The 19,135-nt window shown below is 69.4% G+C and carries 13 protein-coding genes, 1 pseudogene and 2 CRISPR repeat arrays (1 of these 16 cut by a window edge); of the genes and pseudogenes, 8 read left to right on the forward strand and 6 right to left on the reverse strand.

The annotated features are described in order from the left end of the window. Positions 1-746: 746 nt before the first annotated feature. From NJ376_RS07565 to NJ376_RS07590, 6 genes and pseudogenes are all read right to left on the reverse strand, one after another. The gene (locus NJ376_RS07565; protein ID WP_252952635.1) at positions 747-1,715 is read right to left on the reverse strand and encodes an NAD-dependent epimerase/dehydratase family protein; all 969 of its coding nucleotides are present in this window, start codon (positions 1,713-1,715) and stop codon (positions 747-749) included. Then, positions 1,712-3,484, reverse strand: coding sequence for a fatty acyl-AMP ligase (locus tag NJ376_RS07570; RefSeq protein ID WP_252952636.1), 1,773 nt, complete (start codon positions 3,482-3,484; stop codon positions 1,712-1,714). The genes NJ376_RS07565 and NJ376_RS07570 overlap by 4 nt, the downstream gene beginning before the upstream one ends. Continuing rightward, positions 3,485-4,249 carry a phosphocholine cytidylyltransferase family protein gene (locus tag NJ376_RS07575; RefSeq protein WP_252952637.1) on the reverse strand — a complete coding sequence of 255 codons (765 nt, stop codon included), beginning with the start codon at positions 4,247-4,249 and terminating at the stop codon, positions 3,485-3,487. Between the two features lie 66 nt (positions 4,250-4,315). Next, positions 4,316-4,990, reverse strand: coding sequence for a TetR/AcrR family transcriptional regulator (locus tag NJ376_RS29215; protein ID WP_252952638.1), 675 nt, complete (start codon positions 4,988-4,990; stop codon positions 4,316-4,318). Beyond that, positions 4,987-7,329, reverse strand: a complete 2,343-nt coding sequence (locus NJ376_RS07585) for an efflux transporter outer membrane subunit (protein WP_252952639.1) — start codon at positions 7,327-7,329, stop codon at positions 4,987-4,989. The genes NJ376_RS29215 and NJ376_RS07585 overlap by 4 nt, the downstream gene beginning before the upstream one ends. A 115-nt stretch (positions 7,330-7,444) precedes the next feature. Then, a pseudogene (locus NJ376_RS07590) lies at positions 7,445-8,069 on the reverse strand (DDE-type integrase/transposase/recombinase); the annotation flags it as partial. A gap of 128 nt (positions 8,070-8,197) precedes the next feature. Between NJ376_RS07590 and cas3 the strand changes: the two are divergent. The 8 genes from cas3 (at position 8,198) to cas2e (ending at position 17,896) form a co-directional block, all read left to right on the forward strand. After that, complete coding sequence (cas3, locus tag NJ376_RS07595) at positions 8,198-10,786, forward strand: CRISPR-associated helicase Cas3' (protein ID WP_252952640.1); 2,589 nt, start codon at positions 8,198-8,200, stop codon at positions 10,784-10,786. 58 nt (positions 10,787-10,844) lie between these two features. Continuing rightward, positions 10,845-11,604: a CRISPR direct-repeat array (repeat unit 28 nt; unit sequence GGCTCCCCCGCCCACGCGGGGATGGACC). A gap of 376 nt (positions 11,605-11,980) precedes the next feature. Continuing rightward, on the forward strand, positions 11,981-13,540 hold the full coding sequence (gene casA / locus NJ376_RS07600) for a type I-E CRISPR-associated protein Cse1/CasA (RefSeq protein ID WP_252952641.1): 1,560 nt from the start codon (positions 11,981-11,983) through the stop codon (positions 13,538-13,540). Beyond that, positions 13,527-14,090 (forward strand): type I-E CRISPR-associated protein Cse2/CasB, encoded by a 564-nt coding sequence (gene casB / locus NJ376_RS07605; RefSeq protein ID WP_252952642.1) that lies wholly within the window; start codon positions 13,527-13,529, stop codon positions 14,088-14,090. Before casA ends, casB begins: the two co-directional genes overlap by 14 nt. Continuing rightward, a complete protein-coding gene (gene cas7e, locus NJ376_RS07610) occupies positions 14,087-15,235 on the forward strand; it encodes a type I-E CRISPR-associated protein Cas7/Cse4/CasC (protein ID WP_252952643.1) in 1,149 nt (382 codons plus the stop codon). The genes casB and cas7e overlap by 4 nt, the downstream gene beginning before the upstream one ends. Further along, positions 15,235-15,993 (forward strand): type I-E CRISPR-associated protein Cas5/CasD, encoded by a 759-nt coding sequence (gene cas5e, locus NJ376_RS07615; RefSeq protein WP_252952644.1) that lies wholly within the window; start codon positions 15,235-15,237, stop codon positions 15,991-15,993. Before cas7e ends, cas5e begins: the two co-directional genes overlap by 1 nt. Continuing rightward, positions 15,984-16,715, forward strand: coding sequence for a type I-E CRISPR-associated protein Cas6/Cse3/CasE (gene cas6e / locus NJ376_RS07620; protein ID WP_252952645.1), 732 nt, complete (start codon positions 15,984-15,986; stop codon positions 16,713-16,715). Before cas5e ends, cas6e begins: the two co-directional genes overlap by 10 nt. 12 nt (positions 16,716-16,727) lie before the next feature. Beyond that, positions 16,728-17,603: a type I-E CRISPR-associated endonuclease Cas1e gene (cas1e, locus tag NJ376_RS07625; protein ID WP_252952646.1), complete on the forward strand. Its 876-nt coding sequence runs from the start codon at positions 16,728-16,730 to the stop codon at positions 17,601-17,603. Continuing rightward, complete coding sequence (gene cas2e / locus NJ376_RS07630; protein ID WP_252952647.1) at positions 17,603-17,896, forward strand: type I-E CRISPR-associated endoribonuclease Cas2e; 294 nt, start codon at positions 17,603-17,605, stop codon at positions 17,894-17,896. Before cas1e ends, cas2e begins: the two co-directional genes overlap by 1 nt. Before the next feature lie 59 nt (positions 17,897-17,955). Continuing rightward, positions 17,956-19,135: direct repeats of the CRISPR family, unit length 29 nt; unit sequence GGCTCCCCCGCCTGCGCGGGGATGGACCC; it runs 190 nt beyond the window's last position.

A 19,135-nucleotide genomic window follows, 5' to 3' on the forward strand; every position in this document is an offset into this window, starting at 1 on the left:
CTTGCGGCCAGCGCAGGGCGGGACGACCAGCATGGCAACAATTCTGTACGGCAGCCCCGCACCTGATCTTTCGCTGTCGTTTCACCGTGCGCTCGGACACATATGGAAGTAGATGGTGCTGAGTGCCCTCAGCAGCTGACGCAGCGAAGCGCACAGGAACAAAGGTTTGCAGAATGCGATGCGCCAGACGCGCCCGTGCCCGCCGGCACGATCGAACGCCCCTTCGGACCTCGCTTCTGGCGGGCGGAGGCTGGTGCGGTTGCCCCTCACTGAGCAGGCTCAGCCTCATGGTCTTGAGCTTTCTGGCCGGTTGCGCCGAGACGGGGCCAGCACCACACCAAACGGTGGTAGATCAGGCAGGGGGCGGCCAAGCTGCTTCCGCTACGACTGCGCCCTCCGTAGTCTGGTACGAGGGCCAGCGGGTGCCGATCAGCTCGGATTTCACCTGTTCCGATAGGTCGCGAAGGGTCTGGTTCCGGGTCGAGGGCGGCTTGGTCGAGATGCGCTCGTCGCGGCACCGAGGTTTGGCAATCCCGAAGCCGATGCTTGCCGGCACTGTTTCCCCAGAGGGAGAGATGGCACTGCGCTCAATCGGAGCAACCCGCTCAGTCGTTGGACGGATCCAGGGCAACCAACTGACCGCATCGGATATACCGGACCTGATGGTACTGGGCCGAACCCGTGGAACCTGTAGCTTCCGCTACGAGGCAACGCGCAGGTAGCATCCGACACAACAGCACGGACTTTCATGCAGGAGCTGCGGCGTTGACCAGGCCGAGGCTCGTCCACCAGCCAAGCATATCCTGTAGCCCCGCCTGCAGCGGAATGCCGGGAACCCAGACCAGGCTGGGCAATTGCCGCTCGGCACTCGAGCCCCAGTCCCGGTGCAGGATCTCGCGCGCCTTGCCGCGCCCGAACAGGCTGGGTCGCCCGGTTATTGACGACCAGGCATCGGCCATTGCTCCGCTTGCCAAGAACATCGAATCCGGCACCGGCACGAAGCGCGGTTCGCACCGCAACATCTCGCAGAGCCGGCGCATGATCTCGCGCCAGCCGTAACCGCCGGAACGCTCGTCCGCGACCTCGAAGACCGCATTCGATGGCCCGGCAAGGCAAACGCCGGCGATAGCCGCAGCAACGTCCCGCGCATGGACGAAGCTGATGCGCGGCTCCGGCGCGCGTGGCACCGGTATGAACGGGGCGGAGACCAGCCGACGGAGCGCAAGGCCTTCGCGGTCGCCGGGACCGTAGATGACACCGGGCCGCAGCACCACCCAGTCGGCCTTCTCACCAAGGGCGGCAATCGCCGCCGCCTCGCCGGCCTGCTTGCTTCCGGCATAGTCTGACAGATGCGGCTCCCGCGCCGAGAGGGAGGAGATCAGCACGCAGCGCGCCCCGGGTGCGGCCGCGGCGATTGCGGCGGCCAGCCGGGCGCTGCCGTCGCGGTTCACAGCCAGGAAATCCGCCCGTCGTTTGGCCTTGATGAGGCCGGCAAGATGCACGACCGCCGTCGCCCCCCGGACCAGCCGCTGCAGCGCATCTTCATCCGCAAGATCGCCGCGCACCAGCTCCACGGACCGGGTCGCCAGTCGTGGCAGGACATCGCCTCGGATGAGGAGGCGCAGCCGCCAGCCTTTGCCCGCAAGGGTGTCGAGCACATGGCGCCCGAGGAACCCGGTTGCGCCGGTGACCGCGACCAGCGGTGCCTTCATCATTCGGAAACCGGCTCCAGGACGGGTGCGCGCATCGTGAAAGCGCCTGCCAGATAGAGCGCGCGCGCCGCCATGCGGCTGAGCTTGCCCGAGGAGGTGTGCGGCAGGCTGCCGGGCGGTGCCAGGACAATGCAAGCCTCCAGCCCATGCCGCGCGCGGAGCGTGCCCGCAGCAGCGGCCACGAGCTTTGTGCGCGTGTCGCTGTCGGGCGCGCCGCGGGCTTCAATCAACATGACGACTTGCTCCACCCCGTCCTCCTCAACGGCGAAGGCAGCGGTATCGCCGGTGCGGACCGAGGTCACGGCCTGCTCGACCGACCATTCCAGGTCCTGCGGCCAGATATTGCGGCCATTTACGATGATCAGGTCCTTGGCCCGTCCGGTAATGACGAGTTGGCCGTTCAGGAGGTAGCCAAGGTCGCCCGTGTCGAGCCAGCCATCTGGCAAGAGGGCGGCTGCGCTCTCCTCCGGCTGCTGCTCATAGTCTCGCATCAGGCCCGGTCCGCGGACCAGGATCCGTCCGACCTCGCGTTCCGGCAGTGGCCGCCCGGGGCGTGGGAATCCGGCGGCATGCCGTATCTCTACCTCGGTTCCTGGAACCGGCAGCCCACACAGGACGAAGGCGCGTGTGCGTCGGCTTCCGCTCGTGGCCGGCTGCGCGATATCCTCGCGCTCAAGCTGGTCGAGATCCACGATATCGGTGGCGACGCCGGTGCCGAGCGGTGCGAAGCTGATTGCCAGTGTCGCCTCCGCCATACCGTAGCTGGGAACGAAGGCTTCCGCACGGAAGCCATCGGCGGCGAAGGTCTCGGCGAAATGGTCGAGCACATGGCTGCGGATCATGTCGCCTCCGATACCGGCGACGCGCCACGCCGAGAGGTCCAGCGGTGGCCCCTTCGCCATGCCGAGCCGCGCGCGGCGGGTGCAGAGTTCATAGCCGAAGCTCGGACTATAGGAGAGCGTGCCGCGATTAGCGGACAGCAGGCGCAGCCAGACATGTGGCCGGCGCGCGAATTCATGAGAAGAAAGGAAGTCGACCGTCACCTGACCGGCAAGCGGCGCCAACAGAAAGCCGACCAGGCCCATGTCATGGTAGAGCGGCAGCCAGGACACCGCGCGGTCTTCCGGCACCACACGCAGGCCGTGCCGCAGAATCGCACTGATATTGGCCATCAGCGCCCGCTGGGTGACCGCGATGCCCACGGGGAAGCGGGTGCTGCCGGAAGAGAATTGCAGATAGGCGATCTCGTCTTCCTGCGTGGGGATCGGCAGCGGCCCGCCATCCGGACCGTCCGGCAGCGCGGCGACGCTGCCGAAGGCCTTCAGCCCGGCCTCCCGCGCAAAGGGCGCCAGCCAGTTCCGCATGGCGTCCGGCACGAACAGGGCCGATGCATGGGCCGCGAGGGCCAGGCGGCGGATATGCTCGACATAGATCTCGCGACCACCGAATGCCGCGGGCAACGGCACCAGTGCTGGGACCAGACCTGCGTACTGGCAGCCAAAGAACGCCGTAACCACATCAGGATGGGTTTCGGCGACGATAGCCACCCGATCGCCGCGCCGAAGCCCGGCATGCGTCAGGCGGCGCGCCAGAGCGAGGGCGTCCCGGCGCAGCCGTCGATAGGACAGAACTTGCGTCACCACGCCCCGTCCATCGTGGAAATTGAACCCGGTGACGCCCTCGGCGGCGTAATCCAGGGCCTTCGACAAGGTGTCGAAGTCGCCGAGGCGCTGGGGGCAGGAGTTCAGGGTCGGAAGCAGCGGGAAGTCCATTCAGTTCCCCCCCGCGACGGTGGCAATAGCAGGGTTACCCCAGGCACGCACAAGCCGTTCGGCGGCAGCAAGGTCGTCCGGATAGTCGATCTCGCCCCAGGCATGGCCCTCGATCGATCTCGCCTGCACGACGCCGGTCTGTGCCAGGGTGTGGATGACCGACAAATACCACCGGCCGAGCCCGTCCGGTTGCCGCAGTGCCGCTTCGAGCCCGGCCGCGAACATTTCCCCTCCATCGCGGCGAAACATCAGCATGCCGATTGATTCGCCATGAGTGCTGCCGACCGGCAGCGTCTTACCGATGGCCGTCAGCCGCGTTCCATCCAGCGAAACCTTCATATCGTCGGCGTCGTAGGTGGGCTTCCGGTCGATCGTGACTGTAATTGGACAATCCGGTGTCGAAAGCAAATGGCGCAGCACTGCCGTCTCGAACAACGTATCACCATTCAGCAGAATGGTTTCGGCGGCCTGGAGCAGGTCTCGAACGAGGAAGCAGCTGCCGATATTCTCAGCCACACTGAAGAAAGGGTTGAATACCGTGCGGACTGTGGCACGGGCCGGAGCGATGGCGTGAACCAATTGCTCTACAGCCTCAGCTTCAAATCCCGTTACGAGCGTGATATCCTCAATACCAGCGGTGGCCAATCCACGAATCTGCCATTCAAGGATGGAGCGCCCGGCGACTGGAAGGAGGCATTTCGGAACCCGTTCTGTCAGCGGCAGCAAGCGTCGGCCTTGGCCAGCACATAAGATAATCGCCTTCACACCTCTGCTCCCCCGCCTGATTGACTGGTGATTGAAATTGCCTTGTTTAAAACTTGCCGTAAGGAATTACTGACCTTTGGCGTCGTCCCGCAGCTCCAGGACCAGACCGACAGAATCGATCATCGTACCGCGAAGAAAAACGGCGACGGCCTGACGGACGCGGCGGGAAATCTCGGCCTCGTCCGGTGGGCCACGCAGGCCGAGCAGCATCTTGATGTGGATCGCGCCTATAGCCATCGAATAAAGCATGCTGGCGGCGTCCTCCGGGTCGGAGACCCGCAGCCGCCCCTTCCCCATCTCAGCCGCAATGCGGCGTTCGAGCGAACCTGCGCCACGGCCTGGCCCGGCGCGATGGAAGGCATCCGCGAGTTCCGGCGAACGGTTCACTTCAGCGACGACAAGCTGGAGGATCCCGCTCTGACTTGATGCGAGAAGATGCCGCGCGGCCACTTCCAGCATGGCGGTCAGCGCCCTGGCGATGTCGGGTTCCTCCTCCAGCTCGGTGTCGATGCGGAGCGGCGCGAGATAATCCTCGATCACCGCCTCGAACAGCGCCGCCTTGGAGGGGAAGTGCTGATACAGCGTCCGCTTCGACATCCCAGCGGTGCGCGCGACATCATCCATGTTGGCCGCGGCATAGCCCATCCGGAGGAAGACGGCTTCGGCTGCCTGCCGTAGAGCCCGGCAACGATCGGCCTCGGAGAGGCGCCCCCGCGCCGGGATCTTCCCATTCGTGGTCACTGGACGTCCCCCGCTGCCACCTTGCTCTGCTCACGCCAGCCGCCGCCGAGCGCCTTGTAGAGGGAGACCAGGTCCTGCAGCCGCTGCAACCGCAGCCCGATCAGCTCCTGCTGTCCGGCGAAGAGCTGACGCTGGGAATCGAGAGGCGCCTGATAGGTGTCAAGGCCGCTGCGGAAACGCCGCAGGGCCAACCGGTACGCACCCTCATAAGCTGCGACCAGCGCCTGCTGCGCGGCGATCTGGTGGTCATAGGTACTGCGCGCGGCGAGTGCGTCGGCGACTTCGCGAAAGGCAGTTTGGATCGTCCGTTCATAGATGGCGACCTGGATGTCACTTTGCACCTGGGCAAGGTTCAGGCTGCCCTGCAGTGCCCCGGCCGAGAAGATCGGGATATTGAGTTGGGGCGCGAAGCTCCAGGACCCGCTGCCGGCGCCGAAAAGCTGCGAGAGCCCGGCGCTGGCGGACCCGGCGCCGGCCGTCAAGGTGAGCCGAGGGAAGAAGGCCGCACGCGCCGCGCCGATATCGGCATTGGCTGCGATCAGGTTCTGTTCCGCCGCCAGCACGTCGGGCCGCCGGACCAGCCTCTCTGAGCTGAGGCCCACGGGGAGTTCGGCCATCGGCGACGCATCAACGGACAGCCCAGCCGGCAGCAGCTCAGCCGGCACGGCCCGGCCGAGGAGCAGTGCGAGGGCGTTCTCGTCCTGCGCCTGACGGCGGGTATAGAGGGCGAGGCTGGTCCGCGCCGTCTCGACCGAGGTCTGCGCCTGGCGCAGCGCCAGCGCGGTTGCGGTGCCGCCGTCGAAGCCCGCGCGCGTCAGGCGCCGTGCCTCCTCCTGGTTGGTCAGCATCCGCCGGGTGAGGTCTGGCAGTTCCTGGTCGGCGGCCAGGGCCAACCAGGCATTGGCGGTCTGCGCGACCAGGCTGATCTGCGCGCTGCGCCGTGCCTCCTCATAGCCGAGATAGTGGGCGAAGGCCGCGGAACTGAGGCTGCGGGCACGCCCGAACAGGTCGATCTCACAGGCACTGAAGCCGATGCCGGCACCGTAAGTACGCCGGGTGATGCCCGCGGCGCTGTCGATCGGCACATTGGCCGTGGCAAGGGCAGCCGGGGTTCGGCCGGCCTCGAAGCTGCCCGTCGCGCCGAGTTGCGGGAAGAGATCGGCACGCTGCACGCGGTACTGATCCGCGCGGAGCAGGCGCGGCTCTGCTACACCCTCCGCATTCACCACGACGGTGGTCGCCTCGCCGCGCGGGGTCCGCATCACGGCCTGCTGCGGCACGAGGAGAGCGCGGTCCGTGACCCCCTCCTCGACCCGCGCGCGGACGAACATGCCGGGCATGAGCATCCCGTCGGGGTTGGGGGAGACTGCACGGAGCGTGACGGAGCCGGTGCCCTGGTCGACGATGACTTCGGTGAACTGCATCTGGCCGGCATGCGGGTATTCCGACCCGTCTTCGAGGATCAGCCTGGCCGGTGCCCGATCGGCCGCGTCCCGGCGCAACGTGCCGCTTGCGACGGCGCGCTGCTGCTGCAGCAGGCGCACACTCGACTGTGTTACATCGACATGGATCGGATCGAGCTGGGTGATGGTAACGAGGGCGTCGGCCTGGTTCGCCGTGACCAGCGCGCCCGGCGTCACCGAGGAACGGCCGGTGCGCCCGTCGATGGGTGAGATCACCTGCGTGTAGCCAAGGTTGATGCGTGCCATCTCCACTGCGGCGCGGACGGAGGCAACATCCGCCTGGGCCTGGCGGAGCGCCGTCTCGGCATTGTCCATGGCCTGCTGGCTGACAGCCTGGGCGCGGACCAGGGGGCGGTAGCGGTTGACCGTGATCCCAGCCGACCGGGCCGTGGCTTCGGCGCGGGCAAGGGCCGCCTCGGCGCTGTTGAGGCCCGCCTGGTAGGGGGCGGGATCGATCTGGTAGAGCGGCTGCCCGGCCCCAACCTCCTGCCCTTTGGTGAACATGCGCTCACGCAACACGCCGCCGACCTGGGGCCGCACCTCGGCCACGCGGTATGCGGTGGTTCGGCCGGGCATCTCGGTCGTGACGGGCACGGCCTGTCGGCGGATGGCGACAACGGTCACCTCGGCCGGTGGTGCGGAAGCCTCGTTGGCTGCCGCCTGCCGCGGCTGATCGTCACAGGCTGAGACGAGCAGCAGGCCGGCAAGGGCGGTGGCGCCTCGCAGGCAGGCCCACCGAGTGCGCGAGACAGCGGCCCTGGAGGAGCGGGCGTGGCGGGATTGAAGATGCACGGTGGGTTCTTGCAGAAAACTCAAGAGTTCCTTGGAAAGGAAACTGACGAGTTCTCGATGCGGTGTCAACAGCAATGCTGCCATGCAGCAGAAGCGCCGGGGGCTGCCTTATCACATCTCGCGCCCTAAGCGGCGCCCCGGGAACCGCGACGGCACCGATGCTCCGGCATTGTCACGTTGTTTGGTGGAGTGCTCCCCGTCAGACCGGACACGCGGCTTGGGTGGCTGACTGACTTGCGGTGAACTCACGAGGTGACTGCATACGCAAGCCGCTATGTGGGTGGATGGTGTTGTCGTCCTCGAAGCAGGAAGGAAGTTGCTGGAGGACGGTGATGGCGTCCGGCCTTGGGTTCACCCGGACGTAGTCGCGCTTCATGGTTTTGACGAAGGCTCGCAGACGCCGTTGCTCTCGTGGCTGCGGACCGGCGTGAAGCAAGCGACGAGGTTCAGCGCGGTGGCGAAGTCCACCGTCTCGCCTGCGGTGTAGGCCGAGCCGTTGTCGGCCAGCCACTGCACTGGCTCCGGGGCGCGGACGGCGTCGAACCGGCGCTCAACGCACTCCAGCATCACGTCGCGCACCATTTCGCCGCTGATCCCGGCGCCGATCGTGGCGGCCCAAGCCATGACCTCGCGGTCATGGGTGTCGATGGCGAAGGCGACGCGGACCACCTCGCCGTTCCAGCAGGGGTCTCGAAGCTGTCGGAGACCCAGCGCTGGTTGGAGGCCGGGGCGACGACGGTGCCCTCACGGGCGCGGATCGGCCGTCTGGCGGTATGGAGCTGCCGCAGCAAGGAGGCCTGGCGCATGAGGCGGAGAACGCGCTTGCGGATGAGCAGATCGTCTTTGCCCTGCGGTAATGTCGTCGAATACCTGCGACACTCGTCGCCCGTCTCTCGATCTGCGGCGGCTTCGCAACGATCAGAAATGAGAGTGCTCCGTGCCGCTACCTGTCATGCCGACGTCCCGGGAGCTTTGGGCCAAGATCCTGCGTGACAAGACCGGCCAGATTGTCCGCTGGCATCACCTTGTCGCGCATTCGGCCGATGTCGCTGCCGTGGCCGAGGCGCTGCTCGACATGCCTATCCTGGGTCGCCGGCTGGCACGGCTCGCTGACCGAGACGCGCTCGACCCGGTCACCAAGGCCCGCTTGGCTGCCCTCTGCTTTCTACACGACATCGGCAAGGCCAATCGTGGATTCCGCCGGCGTGTCGATCCGCAGGCGCTCCCGGTCGGCCATATCGACCAGCTCCTCTGGCTGGTGCAGGCGCCGGACGCAGAGGACTTGACGGTGCGCCTTCATGACGTCCTCGGTCTGGACCGCTTGGCGGCATGGTTCGGCGACGAGGGGAGTTGCGACCTCTTCGACGCCGTCTTCGCCCACCACGGTCGCCCCTGGCGAGTTAAAGAGCTGCCGATCCTGCCCAGCGCCCGCGCGCACTGGCGCGCCGATGCCGAGGGCGACCCGATTGCCGACCTGGCGCCGTTACGGCAGGCCTTGGACGCGTGGTTCGCCCCGGCCTTCGAGCGCGGCCCGCCGCTGCCGGAGACACCGCCCTTCCACCACGCCTTCGCCGGCCTGCTGATGCTGGCCGACTGGCTCGGCTCGGACGAGCGCTTCTTTCCCATGGCCAATGGCTCCTATGCTGGCCGTATGGCGGAGGCACGTGTCTGGGCGCTGGAAGCCTTGACCGCCACCGGCCTGGCCGTCGAGCCGCGTCGCCTTGTCCTGCGCGCTGCGGCCCCGGACTTCGCGGCGAGCTTCGGCGTGCCCCGGCCCCGGCCGGCGCAGGCCGCAACCGGGGAGGCCGCCGCCCGCTGCCTGGTGCTGGAGGCCGAGACGGGATCGGGCAAGACCGAGGCGGCGCTCTGGCGCTTCAAGACGCTGTTCGAACAGGGCGCGGTGGACGGGCTCTACTTCGCCTTGCCGACGCGAGTGGCGGCGACGCAGGTCTTCCACCGCGTCCTGGCCTTCCGCGACCGGCTCTTCGGCCCGGCAGATCAGCCTGCCGTCGTGCTGGCGGTGCCAGGGCAGGTGCGGGCCGACGCAGCCGAGGGCCACCCGCTGCCCGATTTTCGCTTCGAATGGAGCGATGACCCGGATGGCGGCAAGACCCGGGCCCGCTGGGCCGCTGAGCATCCCAAACGCTTCCTGGCGGCGCAGATCGCGATCGGCACGCTCGATCAAGCACTGCTGGGCACCATTCGGGTGAAGCATGCGCATCTGCGGGGCACGGCGCTACTGCGACATCTGTTGGTGGTGGACGAGGTGCATGCCTCCGACCGCTACATGGAAGATCTGCTCGGCAGTCTGCTGCGCGAACACCTGCGCGCCGGTGGCCATGCCCTGCTGCTCTCGGCGACGCTTGGGGCCGGCATGCGCTCGCGCCTGCTGGGCACGCCCTGCCCGCCGGCTAGGGTGGCGGCAGCCTTGCCCTATCCGGCGTTGAGCTGGGCAGAGGCGGGACGGGAGCAGCAGCAGGCCCTGGAGCCCGCTGGTCCGGGGAAGGTGACGGAACTGGAGCTGGCCGACTGGCTGGACCGGCCTGAGGCCATCGCCGCTCGGGCGCTGCGGGCGGCCGAAGCAGGCGCCAGGGTGCTGGTGCTGCGCAACACGGTCGGCGCGGCGGTGGCGACGACGCGGGCGCTGGAGGTCCTGACCGGCCCGGATCACCCCGCGCTCTTCCGGGTGGGCGGGGTGCCGACGCTGCATCATGGTCGCTTCGCCGGGGCGGACCGCCTGCGGCTGGATGCGGCAGTGGAGGCGGGCTTCGGCCGCGACCGCGGCGTGGGGAAAGGGGGCGTTGTCGTCGGGACCCAGACGCTGGAGGTTTCCCTCGATCTCGATGCCGATCTGCTGCTTACCGATCTCTGCCCGGCGGATGTGCTGCTGCAGCGGCTAGGCCGGCTGCACCGGCATTCCGGGCGCAGTCGGCCGGCCGGCTTCGTAGCGCCACATGCCCTGGTGCTGGTGCCCCAGGGGCGCGAAATGCTGCGGCTGGCAGAGCGGCGCGGGCGGCACGGCCTGGGTCGGGTCTATGAGGACTGGCGCATGATCGAGGCAACCTGGCGCCTGCTGGAAGGGCATGCGACCTGGCGCGTGCCGGAAATGAACCGCCTCCTGGTCGAAAACGCGACGCATCCCGAGGCGCTCGCTGCCATTGAGGCGGCTTGGCGGGAAGCAGATGACCGTTGGGCGCGGCATCTCCACTCCATCGCCGGCACCGGAATTGCGCGGCGGCAGCAGGCGGGGGTGGCGCTCCTCGACCGGTCCAGGCCCTTCAGCGACTTCGTGCTGGCTTCAGACGAACGGCTGGCCACGCGACTGGGTGCGAAGGACTTGCTGGTGACGGTGCCGGAGGGGTTGGCCGGTCCCTTCGGTTCAGCACCGGGCGCCCTGCGGTTGCCGCACCACATGCTGTCCGGCCTGGGAGAGATGGTGGAGCCGGAGGCTTGGCAACAGACCGAGGATGGGGTCCGATTTCGGGTGGGCGGGCACGCCTTCACCTATGACCGCATGGGTCTGCAGGTGTCGGCGGCGTAGGGCACGCTCCAGGGCTCCTTGACAATTCGGCAGTTTTCTAAGGTGGTTAGCACCTAGAGGCTCCCCCGCCCACGCGGGGATGGACCACCTTCGGGCGGCCGGGCCTCGCGCACGCTGCGGGCTCCCCCGCCCACGCGGGGATGGACCTGGGGGGCATGGAGGTAGTGATGTGCTGCAGGCGGCTCCCCCGCCCACGCGGGGATGGACCCTTCGCCCAGGCCACCAGGTCGAGCGCATCGCCGGCTCCCCCGCCCACGCGGGGATGGACCAGGCGGGATCCGAAAGGTCGTGGTGGATCCACGGGCTCCCCCGCCCACGCGGGGATGGACCTGTTCCTGTGAGGGACAGAACCGGGCGCAGCTCGGCTCCCCCGCCCACGCGGGGATGGACCGTCGTTCGGCGTCACCTGGCCGCCCGTGGCGCGGGCTCCCCCGCCCACGCGGGGATGGACCCCCTTACCATATCGCGGAGTCCTTTCCAGACCCGGCTCCCCCGCCCACGCGGGGATGGACCCGCCGCCAGGGTAAGGCCGGGCTGGGACTCTAGGGCTCCCCCGCCCACGCGGGGGTGGACCCGCCGCCAGGGTAAGGCCGGGCGGGGACTCGAGGGCTCCCCCGCCCACGCGGGGGTGGACCCGCCGCCAGGGTAAGGCCGGGCGGGGACTCGAGGGCTCCCCCGCCCACGCGGGGGTGGACCCGCCGCCAGGGTAAGGCCGGGCGGGGACTCGAGGGCTCCCCCGCCCACGCGGGGATGGACCGCAGCGCGCCTCGGCCGAGCGCTCCTATACCAAAGCTCCCCCGCCCACGCGGGGACAGATTTGCCTAGAGCAGATCGCGTTCAGATGGAATCAGCTGAACGCGTGAAAATGCTCGCAAAACTACGGCCTGGAGCATGCTGCGTGAGCGCAAGCGAACGCCGCATGCTCCAGCCGTGCGGCGCGTAAACGTTGCGGCTGGTGTCTCAGCCTGAGTGGCCCCTGCTCCCGATCCAGCAAAGGGGACATGATCCTGGATTATTGATAAATCGTTCCATTACCATGCCGCGGTGCTTCCCCTGCGTCGCGCGTCAGAACCTCTGTTCCACTATCACGACGCGCTTATTGAATATCCTCGCTTGCAAATGGCCGTTGGTTTATGGACTGTGAGCGTCTGAGGCTCGCTGGTTAGGTGATTTTGCCATCATGCTGACAAGCCCATGAACACGCTGATCCAGCCCTGCATCCGCGTCATTCGCCCAGATGGTCGCCAGGATCTGCTGACCCTGCCGGGCGTGCTCGCCGCCTGTATGCAGGACGCGATCACGGGCTTCACCGCCCTCCGGCCACATCAGCGCCATGCCTGGCATGCCTTCCTGGTCCAGCTCGGCACCCTGGCCCTACTGAGAGCCGGCCTGTTGGCGCCGCCAGAGAATGAAGGCGCTTGGCGCGACCTGCTGCGCGGCCTGACGCCGGAGCATGCGGATGACGCGCCCTGGTGCTTGCTTGGCCCGTCCAACCGGCCGGCGCTGCTGCAACCCCCCATCCCGGATGGGATCGGCGCCCTGAAGAACGCCGTGTCGACGCCCGATGCGCTCGACCTGCTCGTTGCGTCGAAGAACCATGATCTGAAGCGGCAGGTCATGGCCGCGGCAGCGCCGGATGACTGGCTCTTTGCCCTGGTCAGCCTGCAGACGATGGAAGGCTTTCTGGGCGCGGGCAATTACGGCATCAGCCGCATGAATGGCGGCTTCGCCAACCGGCCGGCGCTTTGCCTCGTGCCGCCCGGCGGACCGGGAGCACATGTGCGGCGCGACATCCGCTGCCTGCTCGCGCTGGGCGGCCGGCCGCCCCTCTCGGAAGGCTGCGCCGAGGCTGGCGGGCTCGCCCTGCTCTGGCTGGAGCCCTGGGACGGCGCCGCCTCCCTGCCGCGCATGCGGCTCGACCCGCTCTATATCGAGATCTGCCGCCGTGTCCGCCTGGTGGAGGTGGCGGGGCGCATCGCTGCCCGGGCCGGGGGGTCCAAGGCGCCGCGCGTCGCGCCCGCGCCGGGCGGCGTCACCGGGGATCCCTGGGCGCCGGTGCTGACCGAGAAGGACGGCAGCCTGAAGGTGCTGACCGTCGATGCCCGCGGCTTCGGTTACCGGCGCATGGTGGAGCTAATGTTCTCCCCCTCCATCAGGCACGCCCCGTTGCAGGACCCGCAGGCGGAGGACCCGGCCGAGGGGCTGGTGCTGCTGGCGCGCGCCCTGACGCGCGGTCAGGGCAAGACCGAGGGTTACCACGAGCGGCGCGTTCCGCTCACCCGGCGCGTCCGCGCGCTGTTCGCCAGCCGCGCGGCCGACCGCGCCGCCGCCACGGCGCAGGAGCGCGTGGCGCTGGCCGCCGCCATGGCCAATGCCCTGCGCTTTGGCCTGCTTGCCCTGCTGGAAAACGGGCCGGAAGCGGTAGACCCGCGTGATGAGGAGGCGAAGCGCAAGGCAGAGACCTTCCTCCGCCGCTTTGACGCCGGGGTGGACCGCGACTTCTTCCCGGCCCTGTGGCGAGAGCTGGAGCAGGATGATAGGGCGGCGCGGGAGGCGGAGCGGCGCGCCTGGGTGCGCGGCCTGCTCGACCAGGCCCGTACCCTGCTCGACGTCGCCGATGCCGCGGCGCCGAAATCCTCCCGTCTCCGCTACCGCGCCCGGGTCCGAGGCCGTGCCGCCCTTTTGCATGTTGCCTACAGGCCCGATGGCCTGCTCGCCTCCTGGCTGAAGGAACCGCAGCGTGACGCCGCCTGATCCCTCCGCCGCCCCGCCCGATGCGGCGGAGGCGCTGCGTGCCATCGCCCGGCGCCTGGCTGACCCGCATCTCGGCCCCGGCCCGCGCGCGGCGCTGCGGCGCCTCGACCCGGCAGGCAACCTCGCCGTGCCGGCCTTGCAGCGACTGCTGGCGGACCTGCCGGAGCGCTGGCTACAGGACGGGGGCGAGCGGGCCTGGGCGCTGCTGATCCATTCCCTGGCCCTGGCAGCGCCGGATCTGCACCGCGGCGGCCCACCGCTCGGCGCCGCCTTGTACACCGCCGGCTACAGCGAGGGCCGGCTGACCCGGCTGCTGCAGGCTCGCCCGACCGAACTGCTGGTGGTGCTGCCGCGCATGGTCCGCTTCCTCGTCGCCAAAGGGCGGAAGCTCGATCCAGATGCGCTCCGGCACCTGGTGCTGAGCGCCTTCCGCGGGCAGGCCGCAGCCTCCGAAGAGGCCCGTACCGCCATCGCCCGCGCCTATTACCGCGCCGAGGCCGCCGCTGAGACGGCCGCCCGGACGCAAGCCCCCGAGGATGCCACCGCATGACGCCGCCGCGCTTCGTCCAGATCCATACCCTCGCCGCCTATCCGGCAGTGCTGCTGAACCGCGACGACGCCGGCCTCGCCAAGCGGCTGCCCTTCGGTGGTGCCTCCCGCATCCGCGTCTCCTCGCAATGCCTGAAGCGACACTGGCGGGTGGTGGAGGATGATTGGGCACTGAAGGCGATCGGCCAGCCCATGGCCATCCGCTCGCGCGAGGTGGTAGAGCGCGAGATCATGCCGCGCCTCGGCGAGTTGCCGTCGGCCATCGCCGAGGCGGTGCGGGTCTCCCTGGCGAAGAAGCTCTACGGCGACAAGAGCGTCGAGATTTCGAGCCGCCAGGCCCTGCTGCTCGGCCAGCCGGAGATCGAGCATATCGTGGCGTTGGCGCGGACGGCGGTGGCGGGGGCCGACAGCCCCAAGGCGGCCGAGGCCGGCATTGAGGCGCGCTTCGGCAAGGGTGAGGGCAAGAAGAACCTGGCAGCCATGAAGGCGGTGGCGGGTGACCTCGCCGCCGGACTGGAAAGCGCTCTGTTCGGCCGGATGGTCACCTCCGACCCCGAGGCCAATACCGAGGCCGCCATCCATGTCGCGCACGCCTTCACTGTGCATGCGGAGGAGAGCGAGAGCGACTACTTCACCGTCATCGACGATCTGACGCGCGAGGCGGGCGAGACCGGATCGGCCGGCCTGTTCGAGACGGAGCTGACCTCCGGCCTGTTCTACGGCTATGTCGTGGTGGACGTGCCCGGCCTGGTCGCCAATCTCGGCAATGACGCGGCGCTGGGCGGGCGGGTCGTGGAGCACTTGCTGCACCTGATCGCCACCGTCTCCCCGGGGGCAAAGAAAGGCTCGACCGCGCCCTATGCCTGGGCGGAGGCATTGCTCGTGGAACTGGGCACGCGCCAGCCACGCAGCCTGGCCAATGCCTTCCGCAGGCCAGTGCCGCTCTCCGGCGAGGGCGACCTGCTTGGCCGCGCGCTCGATGCCCTTTCGGCGCATATGGCGCGGCTCGATGCTTGCTACGGGCTGAAGGAGGAGCGCGGCCTGCTCAGCGCCGCCGAGGCCAGCCTGCCAGGGACGGGCGTGCCGCGCAGCCTGGATGATCTCGCGGCCTGGGTGCGCGGGGCGATTGCCGCCGGGGCTGCCTGATGCCGCGGCACCTGCTCCTGGTGCTGGAGGGGCCGCTGCTCGCCTTCGGCGGAGAGGTGGTCGATGCACGGGGTGTGGTCGGTGACTTCCCGACCGCCTCCCTACTGATCGGGCTACTAGCCAATGCCCTGGGTTGGCGGCGGGGGGAGCGGGAGCGCCATGCTCGGCTTCAGGCGCGGCTGGTCTTCGCCGCGCGCATTGACCGGGAAGGTGAGCGCATCACCGATTTCCAAACCGCCCAGCTCGGCAAGGACGACCGCGGTTGGACCACAAGCGGCACACCGGAGGAGCGTGCCGGCGGCCCCGGTACCTATGCAGCGCCGCACATCCGCCTGCGCGACTACGATGCCGACAAGCGGGTGACGGTGGCGCTGCGCCTCGACCCCGCTGGGGAGGCGCCGGATCTGGAGGCGCTTGCCGCCGCGCTGGAGAGCCCGGCGCGACCGCTCTTCCTCGGCCGCAAGACCTGCCTGCCCAGCCGCCCCCTGCTCGGTGGGCTGGTGGAGGCGGAGGGGCTGCTCGCCGCGCTCGCCAGCCTGCCGCCCGAGCCGGCGGTTGGGCTCTGGCGCATTCTGCTGCCGGCAACCGAACCCACGCTGCTGGGGGATGAACGGCGCTGGGCCGGCGACCTGCGGGACTGGCATTCCGGCGTACATGGCGGCGGGCGGACGGTGCTGATCCGGCACCTAGCCCCTCCCCGCCCCGATGCCGCATCGGACGATCGCGGACAGGCGGCGGAGGCCGGCACATGCCCCTGACCATGCTGCAGGCGGAGCCAGACGTGGCGCGGATCTTCCGCTGGGCGCAGGGCCACGGCCTGATGCCGCGGCAGGGCGAGGGCGATGTCGGCTATGCGCTGCATGCCCTGCTCTGCGCCGTGTTCGGCAACCTTGCGCCGAAGCCCTTCCTGCTGCAGCGCGACGCGCGGCGTCCGCCAAAGCTGCTGGCCTACTCCCAGCAGGACGAGACGACGCTGCGCCTGCAGGCAGCGAGCTTCGCTGAACCTGCCGCCCTGGCGGCGCTGGGCGGGCTCGACCGGCTGGCGGCGAAGCGGATGCCGGATCGCTTCCCCGCCGGCCATCGCCTCGGCTTCTCTGTCCATCTGCGACCGACGGTGCGGCAGGACCGCGACGGCGACCGCCGTAAGGTGCGCGAGGTGGATGCCTTCCTCGCCGCCATCGACGGCCTGCCGCCCGAGGCCGGCCCGAGCCGGGGCGAGGTCTACCGGGATTGGCTGGCGCGCCGGCTGGCCCCGGGCGCCACGTTGGAGCAGGTGACCCTGGACGCGTTCCAACTGGTCGAGGCGCAGCGCCGGGATGCTACGCGGGCATTGCGGTTGCGGCGGGCCACGCCGGAAGCCAGCTTCTCCGGTATCCTGCGCGTGACGGAGCCGGAGGCCTTCGCGGAGTTGCTTGCCCGCGGCGTGGGACGGCATCGCGCGTTCGGCTTCGGCATGCTGCTGCTGCGGCCCGTGCGGTAGGGCGCGGCCGGGATGCTGAAAGGCCGACTGGGTCTGGAGACGGCGCGGCTGCCGCATGCCGACCGGCACGGCCTGCTCTGGCTGGATCGCGGCACGCTCTCTGTCGAGGATGGCTGCCTGCGCTTCGTCGCCGCCGGCAGCGAGACGGTGGCGGCGGGCGACTACCGGCTGCCGCACCAATCGGTTTCGCTGGTCCTGCTCGGGCCTGGGTCGAGCATCAGCCATGACGCGCTGCGCCTGCTGGCCCGCCACGGCACCGGGCTGGCTGCCATCGGTGAGGGCGGGGTGCGTTTCTACACTGCACAGCCGCTGACACCCGACAGCTCTGCCCTGGCGCGAGCGCAGGCCCTGGCCTGGGCGGATGCGAAGGGCACGCGGATGAAGGTGGCGCGCCGGATGTACGCTCTCCGCCTGGGCGAGGTACTGCCGCATCGGGACATCACGGTGCTGCGCGGCATCGAGGGTGCCCGTATGAAAGAGGTGTATCGCCTGGCCGCGGAGCGCGCAGGCATCGCCTGGGCCGGCCGGCGTTACGACCGCGCCAATCCGACGGCGGCGGACCTGCCAAACCAGGCGATCAACCATGCAGCCAGCGCAGTGGAGGCCGCCGCGGCGATCGCCGTTGCGGCCACGGGCACGATCCCCCAACTCGGCTTTATACATGAGGATTCGGGCCAGAGCTTCGTGCTCGACATCGCCGATCTCTTCCGTGACGAGGTGACGGTGCCCTGTGCGTTCAAGGCAGTGGCGATCGCGCAGCGCCATTCGGGCGATCCGATCGAGCGGACCACGCGGCGGATCGTCGCCGAGCGCTTGCGCCGGGGCGGCGTGATCCCGGCGATGATCGACCGGATCAAGGCGCTGTTCGTCGAGGAGCCAAGCGCCTGATGCCGATGACCGTGGTCGTCACGCGGGACGTGCCGGACCGCTACCGTGGTTTCCTGTCCTCCATCATGCCGGAGGTCGCACCTGGTGTGTTCGTGGCCCCCAACCTCTCCCGCGGAGTGCGCGAGCGGGTCTGGGCCGTGCTGTCCGACTGGTGGGACGGGATGCCGGGTGGCTCGATCCTGCTGACTTGGCGCGACAATGCCTGGCCGAGCGGGCTGGGGCTACTGGTCCTCGGCCTGCCCAGGCGGGAATTGGCAGATCTTGACGGCATGCTGTTGGTACGACGCAACTGATCCAGTGATCAGTGTGGTTCTTTGACAATCTGAGTTTTATCAATCAGGTATGCGCAAGAGGCTCCCCCGCCTGCGCGGGGATGGACCCCCTTGACCCAAGCTATCAACGATGCAGAGCTCGGCTCCCCCGCCTGCGCGGGGATGGACCCCGTCCGGATCTTCCGCGCCGTCGGGCAGGCATGGCTCCCCCGCCTGCGCGGGGATGGACCCCCTTGACCCAAGCTATCAACGATGCAGAGCTCGGCTCCCCCGCCTGCGCGGGGCTGGACCTGTCTATTTCGGGCGCGTCACGCTGCTGCCATGGGCTCCCCCGCCTGCGCGGGGATGAACCCCGTCCGGATCTTCCGCGCCGGCGGGCAGGCATGGCTCCCCCGCCTGCGTGGGGATGGACCCGCGGCGGAGGAGCTCGGCCTGCAGCTTCGGCCGGCTCCCCCGCCTGCGCGGGGATGGACCCGCGGCGGAGGATCTCGGCCTGCAGCTTCGGCCGGCTCCCCCGCCTGCGCGGGGATGGACCTGTCTATTTCGGGCGCGTCACGCTGCTGCCATGGGCTCCCCCGCCTGCGCGGGGATGGACCCTGCATCGTCTATCCGCAGAAGTGGCAGATCTCGGCTCCCCCGCCTGCGCGGGGATGGACCCCCATTCGAGGGAAAGGAGTGCCGCTGCACCATGGCTCCCCCGCCTGCGCGGGGATGGACCCGGAGCCTGCGCCGTACTCGTCCACCGTCAGGGGGCTCCCCCGCCTGCGCGGGGCTGGACCCGGAGCCTGCGCCGTACTCGGCCACCGTCAGGGGGCTCCCCCGCCTGCGCGCGGATGGACCCCGGGCAGCGGCGCCAGTGCCAAGGCCGAGCATGGCTCCCCCGCCTGCGCGCGGATGGACCCCGGGCAGCGGCGCCAGTGCCAAGGCCGAGCATGGCTCCCCCGCCTGCGCGGGGATGGACCCCGGGCAGCGGCGCCAGTGGCAAGGCCGAGCATGGCTCCCCCGCCTGCGCGGGGATGGACCCGTAGGTCGAGGGCGCTTCAGTCCAGAACGTACGGCTCCCCCGCCTGCGCGGGGATGGACCCCTCCGCGCCGCGGTGCGAGACCTAGCGCGGGGGCTCCCCCGCCTGCGCGGGGCTGGACCCCCGGCCTATGCGCAAGAGCTGCAGCCGCGGAAGGCTCCCCCGCCTGCGCGGGGCTGGACCCCCGGCCTATGCGCAAGAGCTGCAGCCGCGGAAGGCTCCCCCGCCTGCGCGGGGC

The organism is Siccirubricoccus soli (genome assembly GCF_024178315.1).
Classification (GTDB): domain Bacteria; phylum Pseudomonadota; class Alphaproteobacteria; order Acetobacterales; family Acetobacteraceae; genus Siccirubricoccus; species Siccirubricoccus soli.